The organism is Streptomyces sp. NPDC046925 (assembly GCF_040644915.1).
GTDB lineage: Bacteria > Actinomycetota > Actinomycetes > Streptomycetales > Streptomycetaceae > Streptomyces.
The window spans coordinates 442,009-458,674 of the sequence record NZ_JBEYWZ010000003.1; the positions used below are offsets into that span (position 1 = coordinate 442,009).

14 protein-coding genes and 1 riboswitch are annotated in these 16,666 nt (G+C 69.0%); of the genes, 4 read left to right on the forward strand and 10 right to left on the reverse strand.

Annotated elements, in window-relative coordinates; genetic code table 11:
* Nucleotides 1-33: 33 nt before the first annotated feature.
* Both ABZ906_RS15245 and ABZ906_RS15250 read left to right on the forward strand, forming a co-directional pair.
* Nucleotides 34-1,446 carry an SLC13 family permease gene (locus ABZ906_RS15245; RefSeq protein ID WP_361382100.1) on the forward strand — a complete coding sequence of 471 codons (1,413 nt, stop codon included), beginning with the start codon at nt 34-36 and terminating at the stop codon, nt 1,444-1,446.
* A gap of 22 nt (nt 1,447-1,468) precedes the next feature.
* Entirely contained in the window at nt 1,469-2,686 is a 1,218-nt protein-coding gene (locus tag ABZ906_RS15250; RefSeq protein ID WP_361382103.1) for a glycerate kinase, read from the forward strand.
* On the opposite strand, the gene ABZ906_RS15255 is transcribed toward ABZ906_RS15250, so the two are convergent.
* From ABZ906_RS15255 to ABZ906_RS15280, 6 genes are all read right to left on the reverse strand, one after another.
* A complete protein-coding gene (locus tag ABZ906_RS15255) occupies nt 2,638-4,023 on the reverse strand; it encodes an aminotransferase class V-fold PLP-dependent enzyme (RefSeq protein ID WP_361382107.1) in 1,386 nt (461 codons plus the stop codon). The two genes, ABZ906_RS15250 and ABZ906_RS15255, sit on opposite strands and share 49 nt — an antisense overlap.
* 167 nt (nt 4,024-4,190) lie before the next feature.
* Nucleotides 4,191-4,307, reverse strand: a riboswitch (SAM riboswitch).
* A gap of 74 nt (nt 4,308-4,381) precedes the next feature.
* Nucleotides 4,382-5,446, reverse strand: a complete 1,065-nt coding sequence (trpD, locus tag ABZ906_RS15260; RefSeq protein ID WP_361199057.1) for an anthranilate phosphoribosyltransferase — start codon at nt 5,444-5,446, stop codon at nt 4,382-4,384.
* A gap of 139 nt (nt 5,447-5,585) precedes the next feature.
* Complete coding sequence (locus ABZ906_RS15265) at nt 5,586-7,217, reverse strand: cytochrome bc complex cytochrome b subunit (RefSeq protein WP_361382110.1); 1,632 nt, start codon at nt 7,215-7,217, stop codon at nt 5,586-5,588.
* Nucleotides 7,214-8,269: a Rieske 2Fe-2S domain-containing protein gene (locus ABZ906_RS15270; protein ID WP_361199051.1), complete on the reverse strand. Its 1,056-nt coding sequence runs from the start codon at nt 8,267-8,269 to the stop codon at nt 7,214-7,216. The genes ABZ906_RS15265 and ABZ906_RS15270 overlap by 4 nt, the downstream gene beginning before the upstream one ends.
* Nucleotides 8,266-9,075, reverse strand: a complete 810-nt coding sequence (locus ABZ906_RS15275) for a c-type cytochrome (RefSeq protein WP_190081330.1) — start codon at nt 9,073-9,075, stop codon at nt 8,266-8,268. The genes ABZ906_RS15270 and ABZ906_RS15275 overlap by 4 nt, the downstream gene beginning before the upstream one ends.
* An 82-nt stretch (nt 9,076-9,157) precedes the next feature.
* Entirely contained in the window at nt 9,158-9,778 is a 621-nt protein-coding gene (locus tag ABZ906_RS15280; RefSeq protein WP_361199048.1) for a heme-copper oxidase subunit III, read from the reverse strand.
* Between the two features lie 178 nt (nt 9,779-9,956).
* Between ABZ906_RS15280 and ABZ906_RS15285 the strand changes: the two genes are divergently transcribed.
* The gene (locus ABZ906_RS15285) at nt 9,957-10,358 is read left to right on the forward strand and encodes a hypothetical protein (RefSeq protein WP_361199045.1); all 402 of its coding nucleotides are present in this window, start codon (nt 9,957-9,959) and stop codon (nt 10,356-10,358) included.
* Between the two features lie 79 nt (nt 10,359-10,437).
* Here the strand turns inward: ABZ906_RS15285 and ABZ906_RS15290 are convergent, their stop codons facing one another.
* The 4 genes from ABZ906_RS15290 to coxB all read right to left on the reverse strand — a co-directional run bounded on the left by ABZ906_RS15290 (nt 10,438) and on the right by coxB (nt 14,930).
* On the reverse strand, nt 10,438-11,685 hold the full coding sequence (locus ABZ906_RS15290) for an Ig-like domain-containing protein (protein WP_361382113.1): 1,248 nt from the start codon (nt 11,683-11,685) through the stop codon (nt 10,438-10,440).
* 154 nt (nt 11,686-11,839) lie between these two features.
* Nucleotides 11,840-12,238, reverse strand: coding sequence for a cytochrome c oxidase subunit 4 (locus ABZ906_RS15295; RefSeq protein ID WP_361199039.1), 399 nt, complete (start codon nt 12,236-12,238; stop codon nt 11,840-11,842).
* Nucleotides 12,235-13,971 (reverse strand): cytochrome c oxidase subunit I, encoded by a 1,737-nt coding sequence (gene ctaD, locus ABZ906_RS15300; RefSeq protein WP_361199036.1) that lies wholly within the window; start codon nt 13,969-13,971, stop codon nt 12,235-12,237. The genes ABZ906_RS15295 and ctaD overlap by 4 nt, the downstream gene beginning before the upstream one ends.
* Nucleotides 13,968-14,930: a cytochrome c oxidase subunit II gene (coxB, locus tag ABZ906_RS15305; RefSeq protein ID WP_361199033.1), complete on the reverse strand. Its 963-nt coding sequence runs from the start codon at nt 14,928-14,930 to the stop codon at nt 13,968-13,970. The genes ctaD and coxB overlap by 4 nt, the downstream gene beginning before the upstream one ends.
* A 316-nt stretch (nt 14,931-15,246) precedes the next feature.
* Between coxB and ABZ906_RS15310 the strand changes: the two genes are divergently transcribed.
* Nucleotides 15,247-16,626: an aminotransferase class V-fold PLP-dependent enzyme gene (locus ABZ906_RS15310; protein ID WP_361382116.1), complete on the forward strand. Its 1,380-nt coding sequence runs from the start codon at nt 15,247-15,249 to the stop codon at nt 16,624-16,626.
* Nucleotides 16,627-16,666 lie beyond the last annotated feature (40 nt).

The window sequence follows — 16,666 nt, forward strand, 5'->3', positions numbered from 1 at the left end:
TGAGGCCTCACGGCCGGGCCCGAGGCTCGTCGTGTGACCCTGAATCTCCGCCAAGCGGCCACCCTGTGCGTCGCGCTCAGCCTGTGCGCGCTGCTCCTGGTGCCCGGCAACTTCCCCGGCCTGAGCGGCGACGCGCGGCTCACCCTTGGCGTGTTCGCGCTGGCGACCTGCGCGTGGATCGGTACGCCGATCGACGACACGTACATCGCGCTCGGCGCCGGGCTCGCGCTCACCGCGACCGGAGTGATCAGCAGCGACACGCTCTTCGGCACCCTCGGCGACGAGACGGTCTGGCTGCTGATCTGCGCCTTCGTGCTCGCGGCCGCGGTCGCCCGCAGCGGTCTAGCGGGCCGGGCTGCGGCCTTCCTCGTCAGCGGGGCCCGCACCGTACGGCAGTTGACGCACCTGACCACGGCCGCGCTGGTCGTGACGGCGTTCGCGGTGCCCGCCACGTCGGGCCGCGCCGCGCTCGCGCTGCCCGTCTTCCTCGCGCTCGCCAAGGTCCTCGCCGACCGGAAGCGACTGGTGGTGATGCTCGCACTGCTGTTCCCGACGGTGATCCTGCTCTCCGCGGTCGCCACCCTGATCGGCGCGGGCGCCCACCTGATCACGGTGTCCGTGCTGTGGGAGGCCACCGGCGACCGGATCGGCTTCACGCAGTGGATGCTGCTCGGCCTGCCGCTCGCCGTCGCCTCCTCCCACCTGGCGGCCGAGGCCGTCCTCCTGACGACCACACGGCGGGCGGACCGCAAGGGCCCCGTCCGCATCACCGTCGAGCAAATCCAGGAACACAGCGAGCAGCCGGTCTCCGGGGCCTGGGAGCCCGCTGAGACCCGCTGTGCCCTCCTCCTCGCCACGGTCGTCGCGCTCTGGTGCAGCGGGCCGCTCCACCAAGTGCCGCCCGCGGTCGTCGCGTTGATCGGCGCGGTCGTCGCCTCCTCCCCCGCCCTGGGGACCGTACGTCTGAAGGACGCGCTCAAGACCGTGCCGTGGGCGCTGCTGCTCTTCATGGCGGCGACGATGGCGATGGGCGTCGCCCTGGCCGACTCGGGAGCGGCGAAGTGGCTGGTGGGCGGGGTCCCCCTCGATGTGCCGCCCTGGCTCTTCCTGACCGTCGTCGTGGCGGTCAGCACGGCCGCGCACCTGGTCCTGCAGTCCCGCTCGGCCCGCTCGTCCGTCCTGGTCCCGCTGGTCGTCGCGGCGGCGGTCGGCGCGGGCGTCAACCCGGTCGCCGCCGCGCTCGCCTCCACGGCCGCCGCCGGCTTCTGCCACACCCTGCCCGCGTCCGCGAAGCCCGTCACGCTCTTCGCCGACATCCCCGGCACCCCCACTTACACCCCGCGTGACCTGCTGCGCCTCTCCGCGGTCCTGGCACCCCTGACCGCGGCCCTCGTCCTGCTCTTCGCCGTCACGCTCTGGCCGCTGCTCGGCGTGCCCGTCCGCTGATCCCGTTCGCACTGGAGACCCCATGCTGACCCGTTTCGCCATCGCCCCCAGCGGCTTCAAGGAGTCCCTGTCCGCGCCGTCCGCGGCCGAGTCGATCGCCGAAGGAGTACGCCGTGTCGTCCCGCACGCCGAGACCGATCTGATCCCCCTGGTGGACGGCGGCGAAGGCACCGCCCGCGCCCTGGCAGCCACCGGCGGAGGGCGCCTGGTCGCGCTGCCCGCCACCGGTCCCGTGGGCCAGCGGATCGGCACGCACTTCGCGCTCCTGCCGGACGGCACGGCGGTCGTCGAGATGGCCGCGGTCGCCGGGCTCTCGCTGGTCCCGCGCGATCTGCGCGACCCCGGTGCCACCACGACGTACGGCGTCGGCGAGCTGATCGGCGCCGCGCTGGACGCGGGCGCCCGCCGCATCCTGGTGGGCTGCGGCGACTCCGGCACGTCGGACGGCGGCGCGGGGGCACTCCAGGCGCTGGGCGCCCGGCTCCTGGACGCGGACGGCTGGGAACTCCCGCGCGGCGGCCGGGAGCTGACCCGCCTGAGCCGCATCGACGGCTCGGGGCTCGACCCCCGTCTGAAGGACACCGAGATCCGCGTCGCCTGCAACCCCTTCAACGTCCTGACCGGCGAGCGCGGCGTGGCCCGCGTCTTCGGCCCGCAGAAGGGCGCCACTCCCGCGCAGGTCGAACAGCTCGCGGCGGCACTCGACCGCTGGGCGCACGTCCTGACCCGCGACCTGCACGCCACGACGGACCTCGCCCTCGGCCCCGGAACAGGCGCCTCCGGAGGCCTGGGAGCCGGTCTCGCGGCCCTCGGCGCCCGGCTCCTGCCCCGCTTCGACGTCCTGCTCGACCATCTGGACCTGGACGCGAGGCTGGCCCGCGCCGACCTGGTCATCACCGCCGAGGGGGCCCTCGACCACCAGACGCCGCGCGGCAAGGTCCCCGCCGAAGTCGCCCGGCGCGCCAAGCGGTTCGGCCGTCCCGTCCTGGTCCTCGCGGGCACGATCGGCCAGGGCGCCCACCACGTACGGGCGGTGGGCGTGGACGCCTACAGCTCGATCCTGCCCGCGCCGGTCTCGCTGACCGAGGCGCTGGGGCGGGGCGGCGAGTTCCTCACCGACGCGACCGAGCGTGCCCTGCGGATGATCGTGCTGGGGTCACGCCTGAAAGGACGGGAGGGCAGGACGAAGGCTCAGGCGGCGTTGGTGTCCGGCACGCAGCGCCCGTCCTCGGTGCGGTAGTTCCAGCGCGCGCCGTCCGCCACCAGCTCCTTGACGGCGCGCACGAAGCGCTCCACGTGCTCGTCGGGGGTGCCCGCGCCGAAGCTGACCCGGATCGCGTTCAGGGACTTCTCGCCGGGCGCGGCCTCGGGGGCACCGCACTCGCCCTGGGTCTGCGGGTCGCTGCCGAGCAGGGTGCGCACCAGCGGGTGGGCGCAGAACAGGCCGTCGCGGACGCCGATGCCGTACTCGGCGGAGAGCGCGGCGGCGAAGTGCGAGCTGTTCCAGCCGTCGACGACGAAGGAGATGACGCCGACGCGCGGGGCGTCGTCGCCGAAGAGCGAGAGTACCTTCACCGCGGGCACCTCGGCGAGGCCGTCCTGCACCTTGGCGATGAGGTGGCGCTCGCGGGCGACGAGCTCGTCGAAGCCGGCCTCGGTCAGCGCCTTGCACGCGGAGGCGATCGAGTACACGCCGATGACGTTCGGCGAACCGGCCTCGTGCCGCGCGGCGGTGTCGTGCCACTCGACGTCCACGCCGCCGCCTGCTTCCTTGGGGCGCCGCGCGACCTTGCGCGAGGCGCCGCCGCCCGCGAGGTAGGGCTCGGCCGCCTGGAGCCAGTCGGAGCGGCCCGCGAGGACGCCGGAGCCGAAGGGCGCGTACAGCTTGTGGCCGGAGAAGGCGACCCAGTCGACGTCGAGCTCGCTGATGGAGACGGGGTGGTGCGGCGCGAGCTGCGCGGCGTCCAGGACGATGCGGGCGCCGTGCGCGTGGGCGGCGGTGGCCAGCTCCCTGACCGGCCACAGCTCACCGGTGACGTTCGACGCGCCGGTGACGCAGACCAGGGCGGGCCCGTAGGGGTCGCGGTCGGCGAGGGCGCGCTCCAGGGTCTCGACGGCCTGCTCGGCGGTGCGCGGCGCGTTCAGGTACGTCACGCGGGCGTCGCGCCAGGGCAGGAGCGAGGCGTGGTGCTCGGTCTCGAAGACGAAGACCTGGCAGTCGGCGGGCAGGGCGGCGGCCAGCAGGTTGAGCGAGTCGGTGGTCGAACGCGTGAAGACGACCTGGTCGTTCTCGCGGCAGCCGAGGAACTCGGCGACGGTGACCCGGCTGTTCTCGAAGAGGTCGGTGGAGAGCTGCGAGAGGTACCCGGCACCGCGGTGCACGCTTCCGTAGTACGGCGCGTACGCGGCCACGTCGTCCCACACGCGCTGCAGTGCCGGGGCGCTCGCCGCGTAGTCGAGCGCCGCGTAGGTCACCTCGCCGCCGGTCACGAGCGGCACGGTGACGTCACGGCCGAGGACGGGCAGCGGGGCGGCACAGACGGTCTGATCGGCGGCGACAGCGGTGGTGGCAGACATGGCGAACTCCCGTGGGAAGGCAGGCGAGTTCACTGCAGGGACGCACAGAGGGCGCTGCAGTGACGAAGAGAAAAAGGGGGTGCGGAAGAGGGGCCGGAAAGCCCTATCGCATTCGCTTGCTCACGAGACTGCTCCCTTGAGGACCAGGACCCCAGGGTGTTCGCAGGGGTCCGCGCTTGCCATACGCCTTGCTGCGTACGGCCTGGTCTTCACCCGGGGCACCCCGCCACGGACGGAGGGTTGCCGGACAGCGAGCCGGGGCTTAATCGCTGTCACTCATGACCTGTGCAGCATCTTGCCACACGATCTTCCCGGTGCACACCGCAGTCCGGCATCCGGACTGCGGTGTGCGCCACACTCACCTGTTGCTGGCCGCCACCCACCGCTCGAGGGCCTGCTTGGCGGCCCCGGAGTCGATCGACTCGGCCGCCTTCGCGATACCGGCGCCGATCTGCTCCACGAGGGTGCCCTCGCCCGGCGTGCGGGCCACCAGGGCCGCCGCCGTGTTGAGCAGCACGGCGTCCCGCACGGGACCGCTCTCGCCGTCCAGGAGCCGCAGCGCCACCTCGGCGTTGTACGAGGCGTCGGCGCCCCGCAGGGCCTCCACGGGGACGAGGTCGATGCCGACGTCCCGCGGGTCGAAGGCCTCCTCGCGCACGGCGCCGTCCCGTACGACCCAGACCCGCGAGGTCGACGTGGTCGTCAGCTCGTCGAGCCCGTCGTCGCCGCGGAAGACGAGGGAGGAGTGCCCGCGCTCGGCGAAGACCCCGGCCACGATCGGCGCCATCCGCGCGTCGGCGACACCGACCGCCTGGGCCCGCACCCTGGCCGGGTTGGTGAGCGGCCCCAGGGCGTTGAAGACGGTCCTGATGCCCAGCTGGCTGCGTGCCGCGCCGGCGTGCCGCAGCGCCGGGTGGAACTTCACGGCGAAGCAGAAGGTGATCCCGGCTTCGTCGGCCACCTCGACGACCCGCTTCAGGGGCAGCTCCAGATTGACCCCGAGCTTCTCCAGGACGTCGGAGGCGCCCGACGCGCTGGAGGCGGCGCGGTTGCCGTGCTTGACGACCTTCGCGCCCGCGCCGGCGGCCACGATCGCGGACATCGTGGAGATGTTGACGGTCTTGGCGCCGTCGCCGCCGGTGCCGACGATGTCGACGGTCTGCCCCGGCACCTCGATGACGTTGGCGTGCTCGTACATCGTCTGGACGAGGCCGGAGATCTCCTCCACGGTCTCGCCCTTGGCCCGCAGCGCGACCATGAAGCCCGCGATCTGCGCGTCGGTCGCCTCGCCCCGCATGATGCGGTCCATCGCCCAGGCCGTGTCGGCGGCGCTCTGGTCGCGCCCTTCGAGCAGCCCGTTCAGTACACCGGGCCAGGAACGGGCCGCCGCGGTGTTGCCTCCTGCGGGGGTCACAGCGCTCATCTGCCGCTCCTGGGTTCGTTCAGCCATAGGACAGGAACACCTTATCCAGCCCGCAGGACGGCAAAGAGCCCCGTCCATGCACTGGATGCATGGGACGGGGCTCTCGCCGTGGCGACCTTGTGGTCAGAGTGTCATTCGATCAGTGGTGGCCGTGGCCGCTCGTGATCTCCTTGTACTCCTCGGTGGTGGGCTTGGGGATCTGGTTGTCCTCCCCGTAGTAGCCCTTGGAGAGCTTGGCCCTCAGCTTCTGCGAGCCCGACACCTTGCGCTCGACGCCGTTCTCGTCGACCGCGGGGCCGATCTCGACCGGCGCGTACTGCTCGTGCGCGGTGAGCGTGTGCAGCTGCTCCTGATTGAGCGGCTCGTGGACCTCGATGAACTCACCGTGCGGCAGCCGCTTGATGATGCCCGACTCGCGGCCGTGCAGGACCTTGTCCTTGTCGCGCCGCTGCAGACCCAGGCAGATCCGCTTGGTGATGATGAACGCGAGGACCGGCGCCACGAAGAACGCGATGCGCACGAACCAGGTGATCGAGTTGATCGACAGGTGGAAGTGCGTGGCCCAGAGGTCGTTGCCGCCACCGATGAGCAGCACCATGTACCAGGTGATCCACGCGACGCCGAAGCCCGTACGGGTCGGGACGTTGCGCGGGCGGTCCAGGATGTGGTGCTCGCGCTTGTCGCCGGTGACCCAGGACTCGATGAACGGGTAGACCGCGATCGCGACCAGGACCAGCGGGAAGATGATCAGCGGGATGAACACGCCCAGGACGAGCGTGTGGCCCCACAGGTTGATCTCCCAGCCCGGCATCACACGGATCAGGCCCTCGGAGAAGCCCATGTACCAGTCGGGCTGGGCTCCGGTGGAGACCTGGTCCGGACGGTATGGACCGAGCGCCCAGATCGGGTTGATCGTGGCGATCGCCGAGACGGCCGCGATGACACCGAAGACCAGGAAGAAGAAGCCGCCGGCCTTCGCCATGTACACGGGAAGCAGCGGCATGCCGACGACGTTGTTGTTCGTCTTGCCGGGACCCGCGAACTGCGTGTGCTTGTGGTAGAAGACCAGGATCAGGTGCGCCACCACGAGGCCGAGCATGATGCCCGGCAGCAGCAGGATGTGCACCGAGTAGAACCGGGCCACGAAGTCGCCGCCGGGGAACTCCCCGCCGAACAGGAACATCGACAGGTACGTGCCCACGATCGGCACGGACAGGACGGCGCCCTGCATGAAGCGCACACCGGTACCGGAGAGCAGGTCGTCCGGGAGCGAGTAACCGGTGAAGCCGGTGAACATGCCCAGGACGAACAGCAGGAAGCCGAAGACCCAGTTGACCTCGCGGGGCTTGCGGAAGGCACCCGTGAAGAAGACGCGCATCATGTGCACGAACATCGCCGCGAGGAAGATCAGCGCCGCCCAGTGGTGGATCTGCCGGATCAGCAGACCACCGCGCACGTCGAAGCTGATGTGCATGGTCGAGTTGAACGCCTCGGACATCAGCTGGCCCTGCAGCGGGATGTAGCTGCCGTGGTACTCCACCTCGTTCATCGACGGGTGGAAGAACAGGGTCAGGTACACACCCGTGAGGATGATGATGATGAAGCTGTAGAGGCAGATCTCGCCGAGCATGAAGGACCAGTGGTCCGGGAAGATCTTGCGCATGTTGGCCTTGGCCAGGGAGTAGATCCCCAGGCGGCCGTCGGCCCAGTCGGCGACCCGCTCACCGGCGGGCGCCTCCTTCTTACGCGTATCAGTCGTCGTAGTGCTCATCCGCGCTCCCAGAATGCAGGACCGACGGGCTCGGCGAAGTCGCCGAGCGCCTCGAGGTAGCCCTCTTCGTTCACGGCGATGCGCAGCTGCGGCAGCGCGTGACCGGCCGGGCCGAAGATCACTCGGGCACCGTCGGAGAGGTCGAAGGTGGACTGGTGGCACGGGCAGAGGACGTGATGCGTCTGCTGCTCGTACAGGGAGATCGGGCAGCCGACGTGGGTGCAGATCTTCGAGTAGGCGACGACACCTTCGTGCGACCACTCGAGCTCTTGCTTGTCCTTGATGTCGTCCGGCTGGATACGGACGATCATCAGGGCCGCCTTGGCGATCTCCTTCTGGAAGTCGTGATCGTGCTCCTCCAGGCCCTCGGGCTTGGCGAAGGTCAGCGAACCGACCGCGATGTCCGACGGACGCAGCGGCTCGTTCGTGTTCATGTTCACGAGCAGCTTGCCCTTGGACCACAGCGTGTGCCGCAGCTTGTCCTCGGGCAGCGGACCGAGGTCACGCAGCAGGACGACACCCGAGAGCGGCACCATCGCGAGCGCGCCGAACATCGTGTTGCGGATCAGCTTGCGACGGCCGAACTGCGACTCCGCGGCACCGGCCTTGAAGTCGGCCATGACCTTGGCCTTGACCTCGGGCTCGGCCTCGATCGGGTGCCGCTCGTCGGCGACCTCCACGTCGGACATCAGGGTGCGGGCCCAGTGGACCGCGCCCGCGCCGATGCAGAACAGCGCCACGCCCAGGGTCATGCCCAGGGAGAAGTTCAGGGCACTGATGTGGCCGATCGGGAAGATGTAGACGCGCTTGTCGACCGGGAAGGCCACGTACGAGGCGATGAAGCCGATCGTGGCCAGCATCGACAGCGTGAACAGGAACGCGACCGCACGCTCGGACCGCTTGGCGGCCCGCTCGTCGATGTCCTGCACACGATGCTCGTGGGGCGGAAGCCCCGGGTCGGCGAACGGGTTCTCGTCCGCCACGGCCACCGAGCCGTGCTCGGTCTCCTGCGCGCTGGGCAGGTTCTCTTCTGGATTCTCTTGGCTACTCATGACTTCTTGGCCTTTGCGGTCCGAGCGGCGACCCACACGGCGACCGCGATCAGCGTGCCGAGACCGAAGATCCAGCCGAACAGGCCTTCACTGACCGGACCCAGGCCACCCAGCTTGAGACCGCCAGGGCTCTCGGTCTGTTCGCCGTTGACCGCGTCGAGGTACGCGATGATGTCCTTCTTGTTCTTCTCCGGCATCACCGTGTCGGGGAAGGACGGCATGTTCTGCGGGCCGGTCTGCATGGCCTCGTAGATGTGCTTCGGGGAGACATCCTCCAACGAAGGAGCGAACTTGCCCTTCGTCAACGCGCCGCCCTCACCGGTGAAGTTGTGGCACTGCGCACAGTTGGTGCGGAACAGCTCGCCACCCTTGGCGATGTCCGCCCCGTCCGGGCTGTACTGCTTCTCGGTGGGAACGGTCGGGCCCGCGCCCAGCGAGGCGATGTACGCCCCGAGCTGGTCGATCTGGGCCTGGTTGTAGATGGCCTTCTTCTTCGGCGCCTGGGCGCCCGGCTGCTGGAGCGGCATGCGGCCGGTGCTGACCTGGAAGTCGACGGCGGCTGCGCCGACGCCCACCAGGCTAGGACCGTCGGAGGACCCCTGACCGCCGGTTCCGTGGCAGCTGGAGCAGCCCACGGAGTACAGCTTCTTGCCCTCGTCGATGGCGAGGGACTGGGCGGTGTCGTCGGCCTGCGCCTTGTCCGCGGGTGCGAACGCGGCGTACAGCCCCCCGGTGGCCGCCAGCGCGAGGAGTAGGACGACGACCGCCGCCAGCGGGTGGCGTCGTCGTGCGGAGAGCTTTTTCACGGATTACCCCGGTGTCAGGATCTTCTGCGTCGATGCTTCTGGAAAGAGTCGGAACGTCGGGCCCGTCTGGGCCCGGCCCCGTTTACTTGATCATGTAGATCGTGGCAAAGAGACCGATCCAGACAACATCGACGAAGTGCCAGTAGTAGGACACGACGATGGCTGCGGTCGCCTGCTCATGGGTGAACTTCCTGGCCGCGTAGGTCCTGCCGAGGACCAGCAGGAAGGCGATGAGACCGCCTGTCACGTGCAAGCCGTGGAAGCCGGTGGTCAGGTAGAAGACCGAGCCGTAGGGGTCGGACGAGAGCGAGAGGCCCTCGTGCTTGACCAGCTCGGTGTACTCGTACACCTGACCGCCGATAAAGACCGCACCCATGATGAAGGTGACGATGAACCACATCCGGAGCTTCTTCACGTCACCGCGCTCAGCGGCGAACACGCCCAGCTGGCAGGTGAGAGAGGAGAGCACCAGGATCGTGGTGTTCGTCGCCGAGAACGGGAAGTTCAGCGCGGACGCCATTTCCTTCCAGTGCTCAGGACCTGTCACCGATCGCAGGGTGAAGTACATCGCGAAGAGGGCCGCGAAGAACATCAGCTCGGAACTCAGCCAAATAATGGTTCCGACGCTGGTGAGGTTCGGCCGATTGACCGGCGGGTGCGCGTGCCCGGTATCTACTGTCGTTGCTGTCGCCACGACCGACATTATGTCGGTCGCTTATCCCGCCCTCACCCCGGGGGGTGCCGTTCGGAGTGTCTGAGGGGTGTGTCCTGCCCGTATGGCCCATCGAAGGGCTGTCCGAACCGCTGTTGACGGGGTGTTCGGAGGGGTAGCATCCGCGCATCGGTCCCCGGCGAAATGCCCTCAACGAAGCGGAGGAACAATGCAGCCGACCGCCACGGTGCTGGTCTACAGCGACAACGCGAGCACCCGCGAGCAGGTCCGGTTGGCCACCGGACGCAGGCCGGCGGCGGACGTTCCCGCGGTCGAGTTCATCGAGTGCGCGACACTGCCCGCCGTCCTGAAGGAACTGGACCGGGGCGGCGTCGACGTCTGCGTCCTGGACGGCGAGGCCACGCCCGTCGGCGGCATGGGGGTCTGCCGCCAGCTCAAGGACGAGATCTTCCAGTGCCCGCCCGTGCTCCTGCTCATGGGACGCCCGCAGGACGCCTGGCTGGCCACCTGGAGCCGTGCGGAGGCCGCGGTGACCCTTCCGGTCGACCCGGTCGAGTTCCCGGACGCCCTGGCCGCCCTGCTGCGCGACAGGCTGGCCATCCAGGCCTGACGACCTGACGGCACGGCAGAAGGCCCCGCGCCTCGGCACGGGGCCTTCTGTGCTGTTCTGCGGCGCCGCCGGAGCGGTCCTAGACCTGCGGGCGCAGCCGGGCCGCGTCGAGCGCCGTGGGGCCCTTCTTGACGCCGCCGACCAGGGCGCTGCCCTCCCGCCAGCTCTTCCAGCCGACGTTCCAGTCGCCGAAGCCGTTGCCGAACGGATCCATGTCCGCTCCCGCGCTGTTGACGACCTTGACGATGTCGCCCTGCCGTACGGTCTCGTAGAACCAGGCGGCGTCGTCGGTGCTCATGCCGGTGCAGCCGTGGCTGGTGTTGGCGTAGCCCTGGGAGCCGACCGACCAGGGTGCGGCGTGCACGTACTCACCCGAGTCGGTGACCCGCGTGGCGTAGTAGACCATCTTGTCGTAGAAGTCCGATGCGCCGATGCTGGCGCTGGTCATGCGTACGGAGTACTCCTTGCCGAGCACCACCTTGACGCCGTTGCGCGTGGAGTAGCCGGGCTTTCCCGTCGTCACCGGCATGGAGTTGATCTCCTCGCCGTTGCGGTAGACCGTCATGTAGTGCGACCCGGCGTCCGTCACGGCCTCGATGCGGTCGCCGATGGTCAGCTTCAGCGGCTTGGCGCTGCCGCCCCAGAGCCTGTCGCGGACCTTGATGCCCTCGAGGTTGCTGCGCACGTTGATCGTCGCGCCCGTGGGCCAGTACTCCTTGGGCCGGTAGTGCAGCGTCTTGCTGTCCACCCAGTGCCAGGCGCCCTGTGTGGCGGGCTGCGTCTCGACCTTCAGGGCGCGCTCCACGATCGCCCTGGCGTTCTTGTCCTTCACCTTGGCGGTGAGCTTGGCCGTGACGGGCTGGCCGACACCGTACTTGCCCGAATCGGGGCCGAAGGTGACGCCGAGGCGCTTCTTCTTCGACGGGGCGCCCGTGTCGAACGTCATGACCTTGCGGCCCGGTGAGCCGTCCTCGTCCTCGGCGCTGACCCGCACCGTGTAGTGCGCTCCCGCGGCCAGCGGCGCCGTGCTGTGCCAGCGGGCGCCGTCGGCGGCGAGTTCACCCGCCAGGTACCGCCCGTTCGCGTCGGTGGCCGTCACATCGGTGATGCGCCCGTCCTCGCCCTTGGCGGTGACCTCCAGGGGCTTGTCCGGATCTGCCTTCTGGGTGCCCACAGGGCCGTTGAAGGCGATCTGGCCCGCCGCGTCGTACGGCTTAGCCGAGAGCGGATGGCCGTCGGAGCTGCCGCATGCCGTGGTTCCCACCCCGAGGGCGGACACCAGCAAGGTGCAGCTCAGTACCGTGCGGATTCGCGGTGAGTGGCTCATGAACACACGGTATGGAGGTTCATCGGCTCCGGCGCGCCGAGTGACCCGTCCGAGGGTCGGCCGCGACACGCCGAGGGGCCCGGACGCTCCTCGCGGAGTGTCCGGGCCCCTCGGTGAAGCGGGGTTTCCCTTGGTGGGACAGGGATTCACAGACTCACTGGGTCTGGTTCTCGCCCCGGTAGTACTCGAAGACCCAGCCGAACAGGCCGATCATGATGATCGGGGCCGAGAAGTAGAGCAGCCACCAGCCGAAGACGACGCCCATGAAGGCGAGCGCGCCACCGACGGCCAGCGAGAGCGGCTGCCAGCTGTGCGGGCTGAAGAAGCCCACCTCGCCGGCCTCGTCCGCTACGTCGGCCTCCTTGTTGTCCTGTGCGGAAGCGTCGACACGCCGGGCCGTGAAGGCCAGGTAGTAGCCGATCATGATGCACAGGCCGAAGGCGAGGAACAGCGCGGTCGTACCCGCCGGCTCCTTCGACCACCAGCCGTAGACGATCGCCATGGCGAGCACGAAGACGCTCAGCCAGATGAACATCTTGCCTTGGACCTTCACTTGCCGGCCTCCTTGCCGCCCGCGAGCGCCTTGTCACCGTGGCCGCTGTTCTCGAGCTGGTCGAGAGCAGCGATCTCAGGGTGATGCAGGTCGAACGCCGGGGATTCGGAACGGATCCGCGGCAGGGTGAGGAAGTTGTGCCGCGGCGGCGGGCAGGACGTCGCCCACTCGAGCGAGCGGCCGTAGCCCCACGGGTCGTCGACCTCGATCTTCTTGCCGTACTTGGCGGTCTTCCAGATGTTGTAGAAGAACGGCAGGATCGACAGACCGAGCAGGAACGAGGAGATCGTCGAGATCGTGTTCAGCGCGGTGAAGCCGTCGGCCGCGAGGTAGTCCGCGTAACGACGCGGCATGCCCTCGGCGCCCAGCCAGTGCTGCACCAGGAACGTGCCGTGGAAGCCGATGAACAGCGTCCAGAAGGTGATCTTTCCGAGCCGCTCGTCCAGCATCTTGCCGGTGAACTTCGGCCACCAGAAGTGGAATCCGGAGAACATCGCGAAGACGACGGTGCCGAAGACGACGTAGTGGAAGTGCGCCACCACGAAGTACGAGTCCGAGACGTGGAAGTCCATCGGCGGCGAGGCCAGGATGACGCCGGTCAGACCACCGAAGGTGAAGGTGATCAGGAAGCCGACGGCCCAGAGCATCGGTGTCTCGAAACTCAGTGAGCCCTTCCACATCGTTCCGATCCAGTTGAAGAACTTCACGCCCGTTGGCACGGCGATCAAGAACGTCATGAAGGAGAAGAACGGTAGGAGTACGCCACCGGTGACGTACATGTGGTGCGCCCACACGGTCACGGAGAGACCCGCGATCGCGATCGTCGCGCCGATCAGACCCATGTAGCCGAACATCGGCTTGCGGGAGAAGACCGGGATGACCTCGGAAATGATTCCGAAGAACGGCAACGCGATGATGTACACCTCTGGATGGCCGAAGAACCAGAAGAGGTGTTGCCACAGCAAGGCGCCGCCGTTGGACGCGTCGAACACATGGGCACCGAACTTGCGGTCCGCCTCCAGGGCGAACAGCGCGGCGGCCAGGACCGGGAAGGCCAGCAGGACCAGAACGGCGGTCAGCAGGACGTTCCACACGAAGATCGGCATCCGGAACATCGTCATGCCGGGTGCGCGCATGCAGATGATCGTGGTGATGAAGTTGACCGAGCCGAGGATCGTGCCGAAGCCGGAGAAGGCCAGACCCATGATCCACATGTCGGCGCCGATGCCCGGCGAGCGGACGGCGTCCGACAGCGGGGAGTAGGCGAACCAGCCGAAGTCGGCCGCACCCTGCGGGGTGAGGAAGCCGGCCACCGCGATGAGCGAGCCGAAGAGGTACAGCCAGTACGCGAACATGTTCAGCCGCGGGAACGCCACGTCGGGCGCGCCGATCTGCAGCGGCATGATCCAGTTCGCGAATCCGGCGAACAGCGGCGTCGCGAACATCAGCAGCATGATCGTGCCGTGCATCGTGAACGCCTGGTTGAACTGCTCGTTCGACATCAGCTGCGAGCCGGGACGAGCGAGTTCGGCGCGCATGAAGAGCGCCATCACGCCGCCGATGCAGAAGAACGCGAACGACGTGACCAGGTAGAGCGTGCCGATCGTCTTGTGGTCAGTGGTCGTCAGCCACTTGATGACCACAGCACCCGGCTGTGCGCGCCGTACCGGCAGCTCGTTCGCCGACGAGTCTTCTGCTGCCGCGGCACCCTGAGGTTCGTTGAGGATGCTCACAGGTTGTTCGTCTCCCGGTTCTTCTCGTGCTTCGTCTGCTCGATGCCGGCCGGGATGTAACCGGTCTGGTTCTTCTTCGCCAGGTCCTCGAGGTGCTTCTGGTAGCGCTCGGGGGAAACGACCTTGACGTTGAAGAGCATCCGGGAGTGGTCGACACCGCAGAGCTCGGCGCACTTGCCCATGAAGGTGCCCTCCTTGTTCGGAGTCACCTCGAAGGCGTTCGTGTGGCCAGGGATGACGTCCTGCTTCATGAGGAACGGCACCACCCAGAAGGAGTGGATGACGTCACGCGAAGTCAGTACGAAACGGACCTTCTCGCCCTTGGGGAGCCAGAGGGTCGGACCCGGGTTGTTGTTCTGCGGGTTCCGCTGGCCGGGCGTGCCGACGTCGTAGACACCACCGGCGTCGGACGGGAACGCATCACGGAACTTGTCCGGGATGGCCTCCAGCTCCTTGGCCGTCTTGGCGTCCTCCTTGTCGGAACCCTTCACGTTCTCGATGTAGTTGAAGCCCCAGCTCCACTGGTAGCCGACCACGTTGACCGTGTGGGCGGGCTTTTCGTCGAGATGGAGGAGCTTCGACTCGTCACGAGCCGTGAAGTAGAAGAGCACCGAGACGATGATGAGGGGGACCACCGTGTAGAGCGCCTCGATGGGCATGTTGTAACGCGTCTGCGGAGGTACCTCGACCTTGGTGCGGCTGCGCCGGTGGAAGATGACACTCCACAGGATCAGACCCCAGACCAGCACGCCCGTGGCGAGCGCAGCCGCCCACGAGCCCTGCCAGAGGGAGAGGATCCGGGGAGCCTCCTCCGTTACGGGGGTGGGCATACCAAGGCGGGGAAAGTCCTTGTATGTGCAACCGGTGGCGGTTGCGAGGATCAGGCCCGCAGTCAGCACCTGCGGCAGCTTCCGCCGCATCGGGCGCCGCGACGAGCGGTCGGAGCCGTTGGGACTCACGTAGCGCCTTCCCGAGAGTCTCGGCCCGCGCGGTCGGGTGCGGCCTTCTCGGTCGTCGGTCGCCGCCCTGCGGCGGGCAGGGGTTTGGATGTTTATGCGGGCCAAACCTTACTGGACGCTATTTGGGGTCGCGCGGGGAGGGTGCCTAACGCGCCGCGGGTCACTCCGAAGGGTGTTCCGCCCGGCCCGCGGTGGCTTTCTGACGGGAAGTCCGGCCGCCCGCCGGCTCGGCGGAATCTGCCGGTCCGCGACTGCGGGAGCGTCGTGGCCGAGCGCGCAGTTCCCCGCGCCCCTTCGGGGCGCTTAGCGTGACCGCGTGTCCTACTTTGATGTTGCCTCCTCCGCTCCCCTCCATCCCGTGGCCCGGCAGGCTTTGCAGGCCTCGCTGGACGAGGGGTGGGCCGATCCGGCGCGGCTCTATCGCGAGGGGCGGCGGGCCCGGCTGCTGCTCGACGCCGCGCGGGAGGCGGCCGCCGAGGCGGTCGGATGCCGCCCAGACGAGCTCTCCTTCACCTCTTCCGGCACCGTGGCCGCGCACTCCGGGGTGGCCGGGGCGCTCGCCGGGCGTCGGCGTGTCGGGCGGCATCTCGTGGTGTCCGGCGTCGAACACTCGTCGGTCCTCCATTCGGCGGCGTCCCACGAGGCCGCGGGCGGGACCGTGACCGAGGTGGGGGTGGACAGGGCCGGGGCGGTGTCCCCGGACGCGTACACCGCCGCGCTGCGCCCCGACACGGCGCTCGCCTGCCTGCAGTCCGCCAACCACGAGGTGGGCACCGAGCAGCCGGTGGCCGAGGTCGCTTCGGCGTGTCGCGCCGCCGGGGTGCCGCTCCTGGTGGACGCCGCGCAGTCGCTGCCGTGGGGCAGGGTGGGCGGGGAGTGGTCGCTGCTCGCCGCGAGCGCCCACAAGTGGGGCGGGCCCGCGGGCGTGGGTCTGCTCGTCGTGCGCAAGGGGGTGCGGTTCGCCGCGCGGGGTCCCGCCGACGAGCGGGAGTCGGGGCGTGCTCCGGGCTTCGAGAACATCCCGGCGGTGGTCGCCGCCGCTGCCTCGCTCCGTGCCGTACAAGCCGAGGCGGCCGAGGAGGGCGCGCGGCTGCGGGAGTTGACGGAGCGGATCCGGGCGCGGGTGCCAGGGCTCGTGCCGGACGTGGAGGTGGTGGGCGATCCGGAGCGGCGCCTGCCCCACCTGGTGACCTTCTCGTGTCTCTATGTCGACGGGGAGACAGTCCTGCACGAGCTGGACCGGGCCGGTTTCTCGGTCTCCTCCGGCTCGTCCTGCACGAGCTCGACGCTGACCCCGAGCCACGTACTGAAGGCCATGGGCGTCCTGAGCGAGGGCAACGTCCGGGTGTCACTCCCACGGGGGACACAGGAAGCGGAGGTCGAGCGTTTTCTGGAGGTTCTGCCGGGCGTGGTGGCCTCGGTACGCGAGCAACTGGGCGCGCCGGTGGCTCCGGTGAAGGGCGCGGAGTCAGCGTCGCTCGTCGTGGACGCGCTCGGAAAGCGCTGCCCGCTCCCCGTCATCGAGCTCGCGAAGGTCATCGGGGATGTGCCGGTGGGCGGCACCGTGACGGTCCTGGCCGACGACGAGGCGGCGCGGCTCGACATCCCGGCGTGGTGCGAGATGCGGGGGCAGGAGTACGTGGGCGAGGAGCCGGCGGACCACGGTGCCGCGTATGTGGTCCGCCGGAGCTCCTGAGCCTGCCGGGCGGGGCCTGGCCGGGCTGAACCCGGCCGGG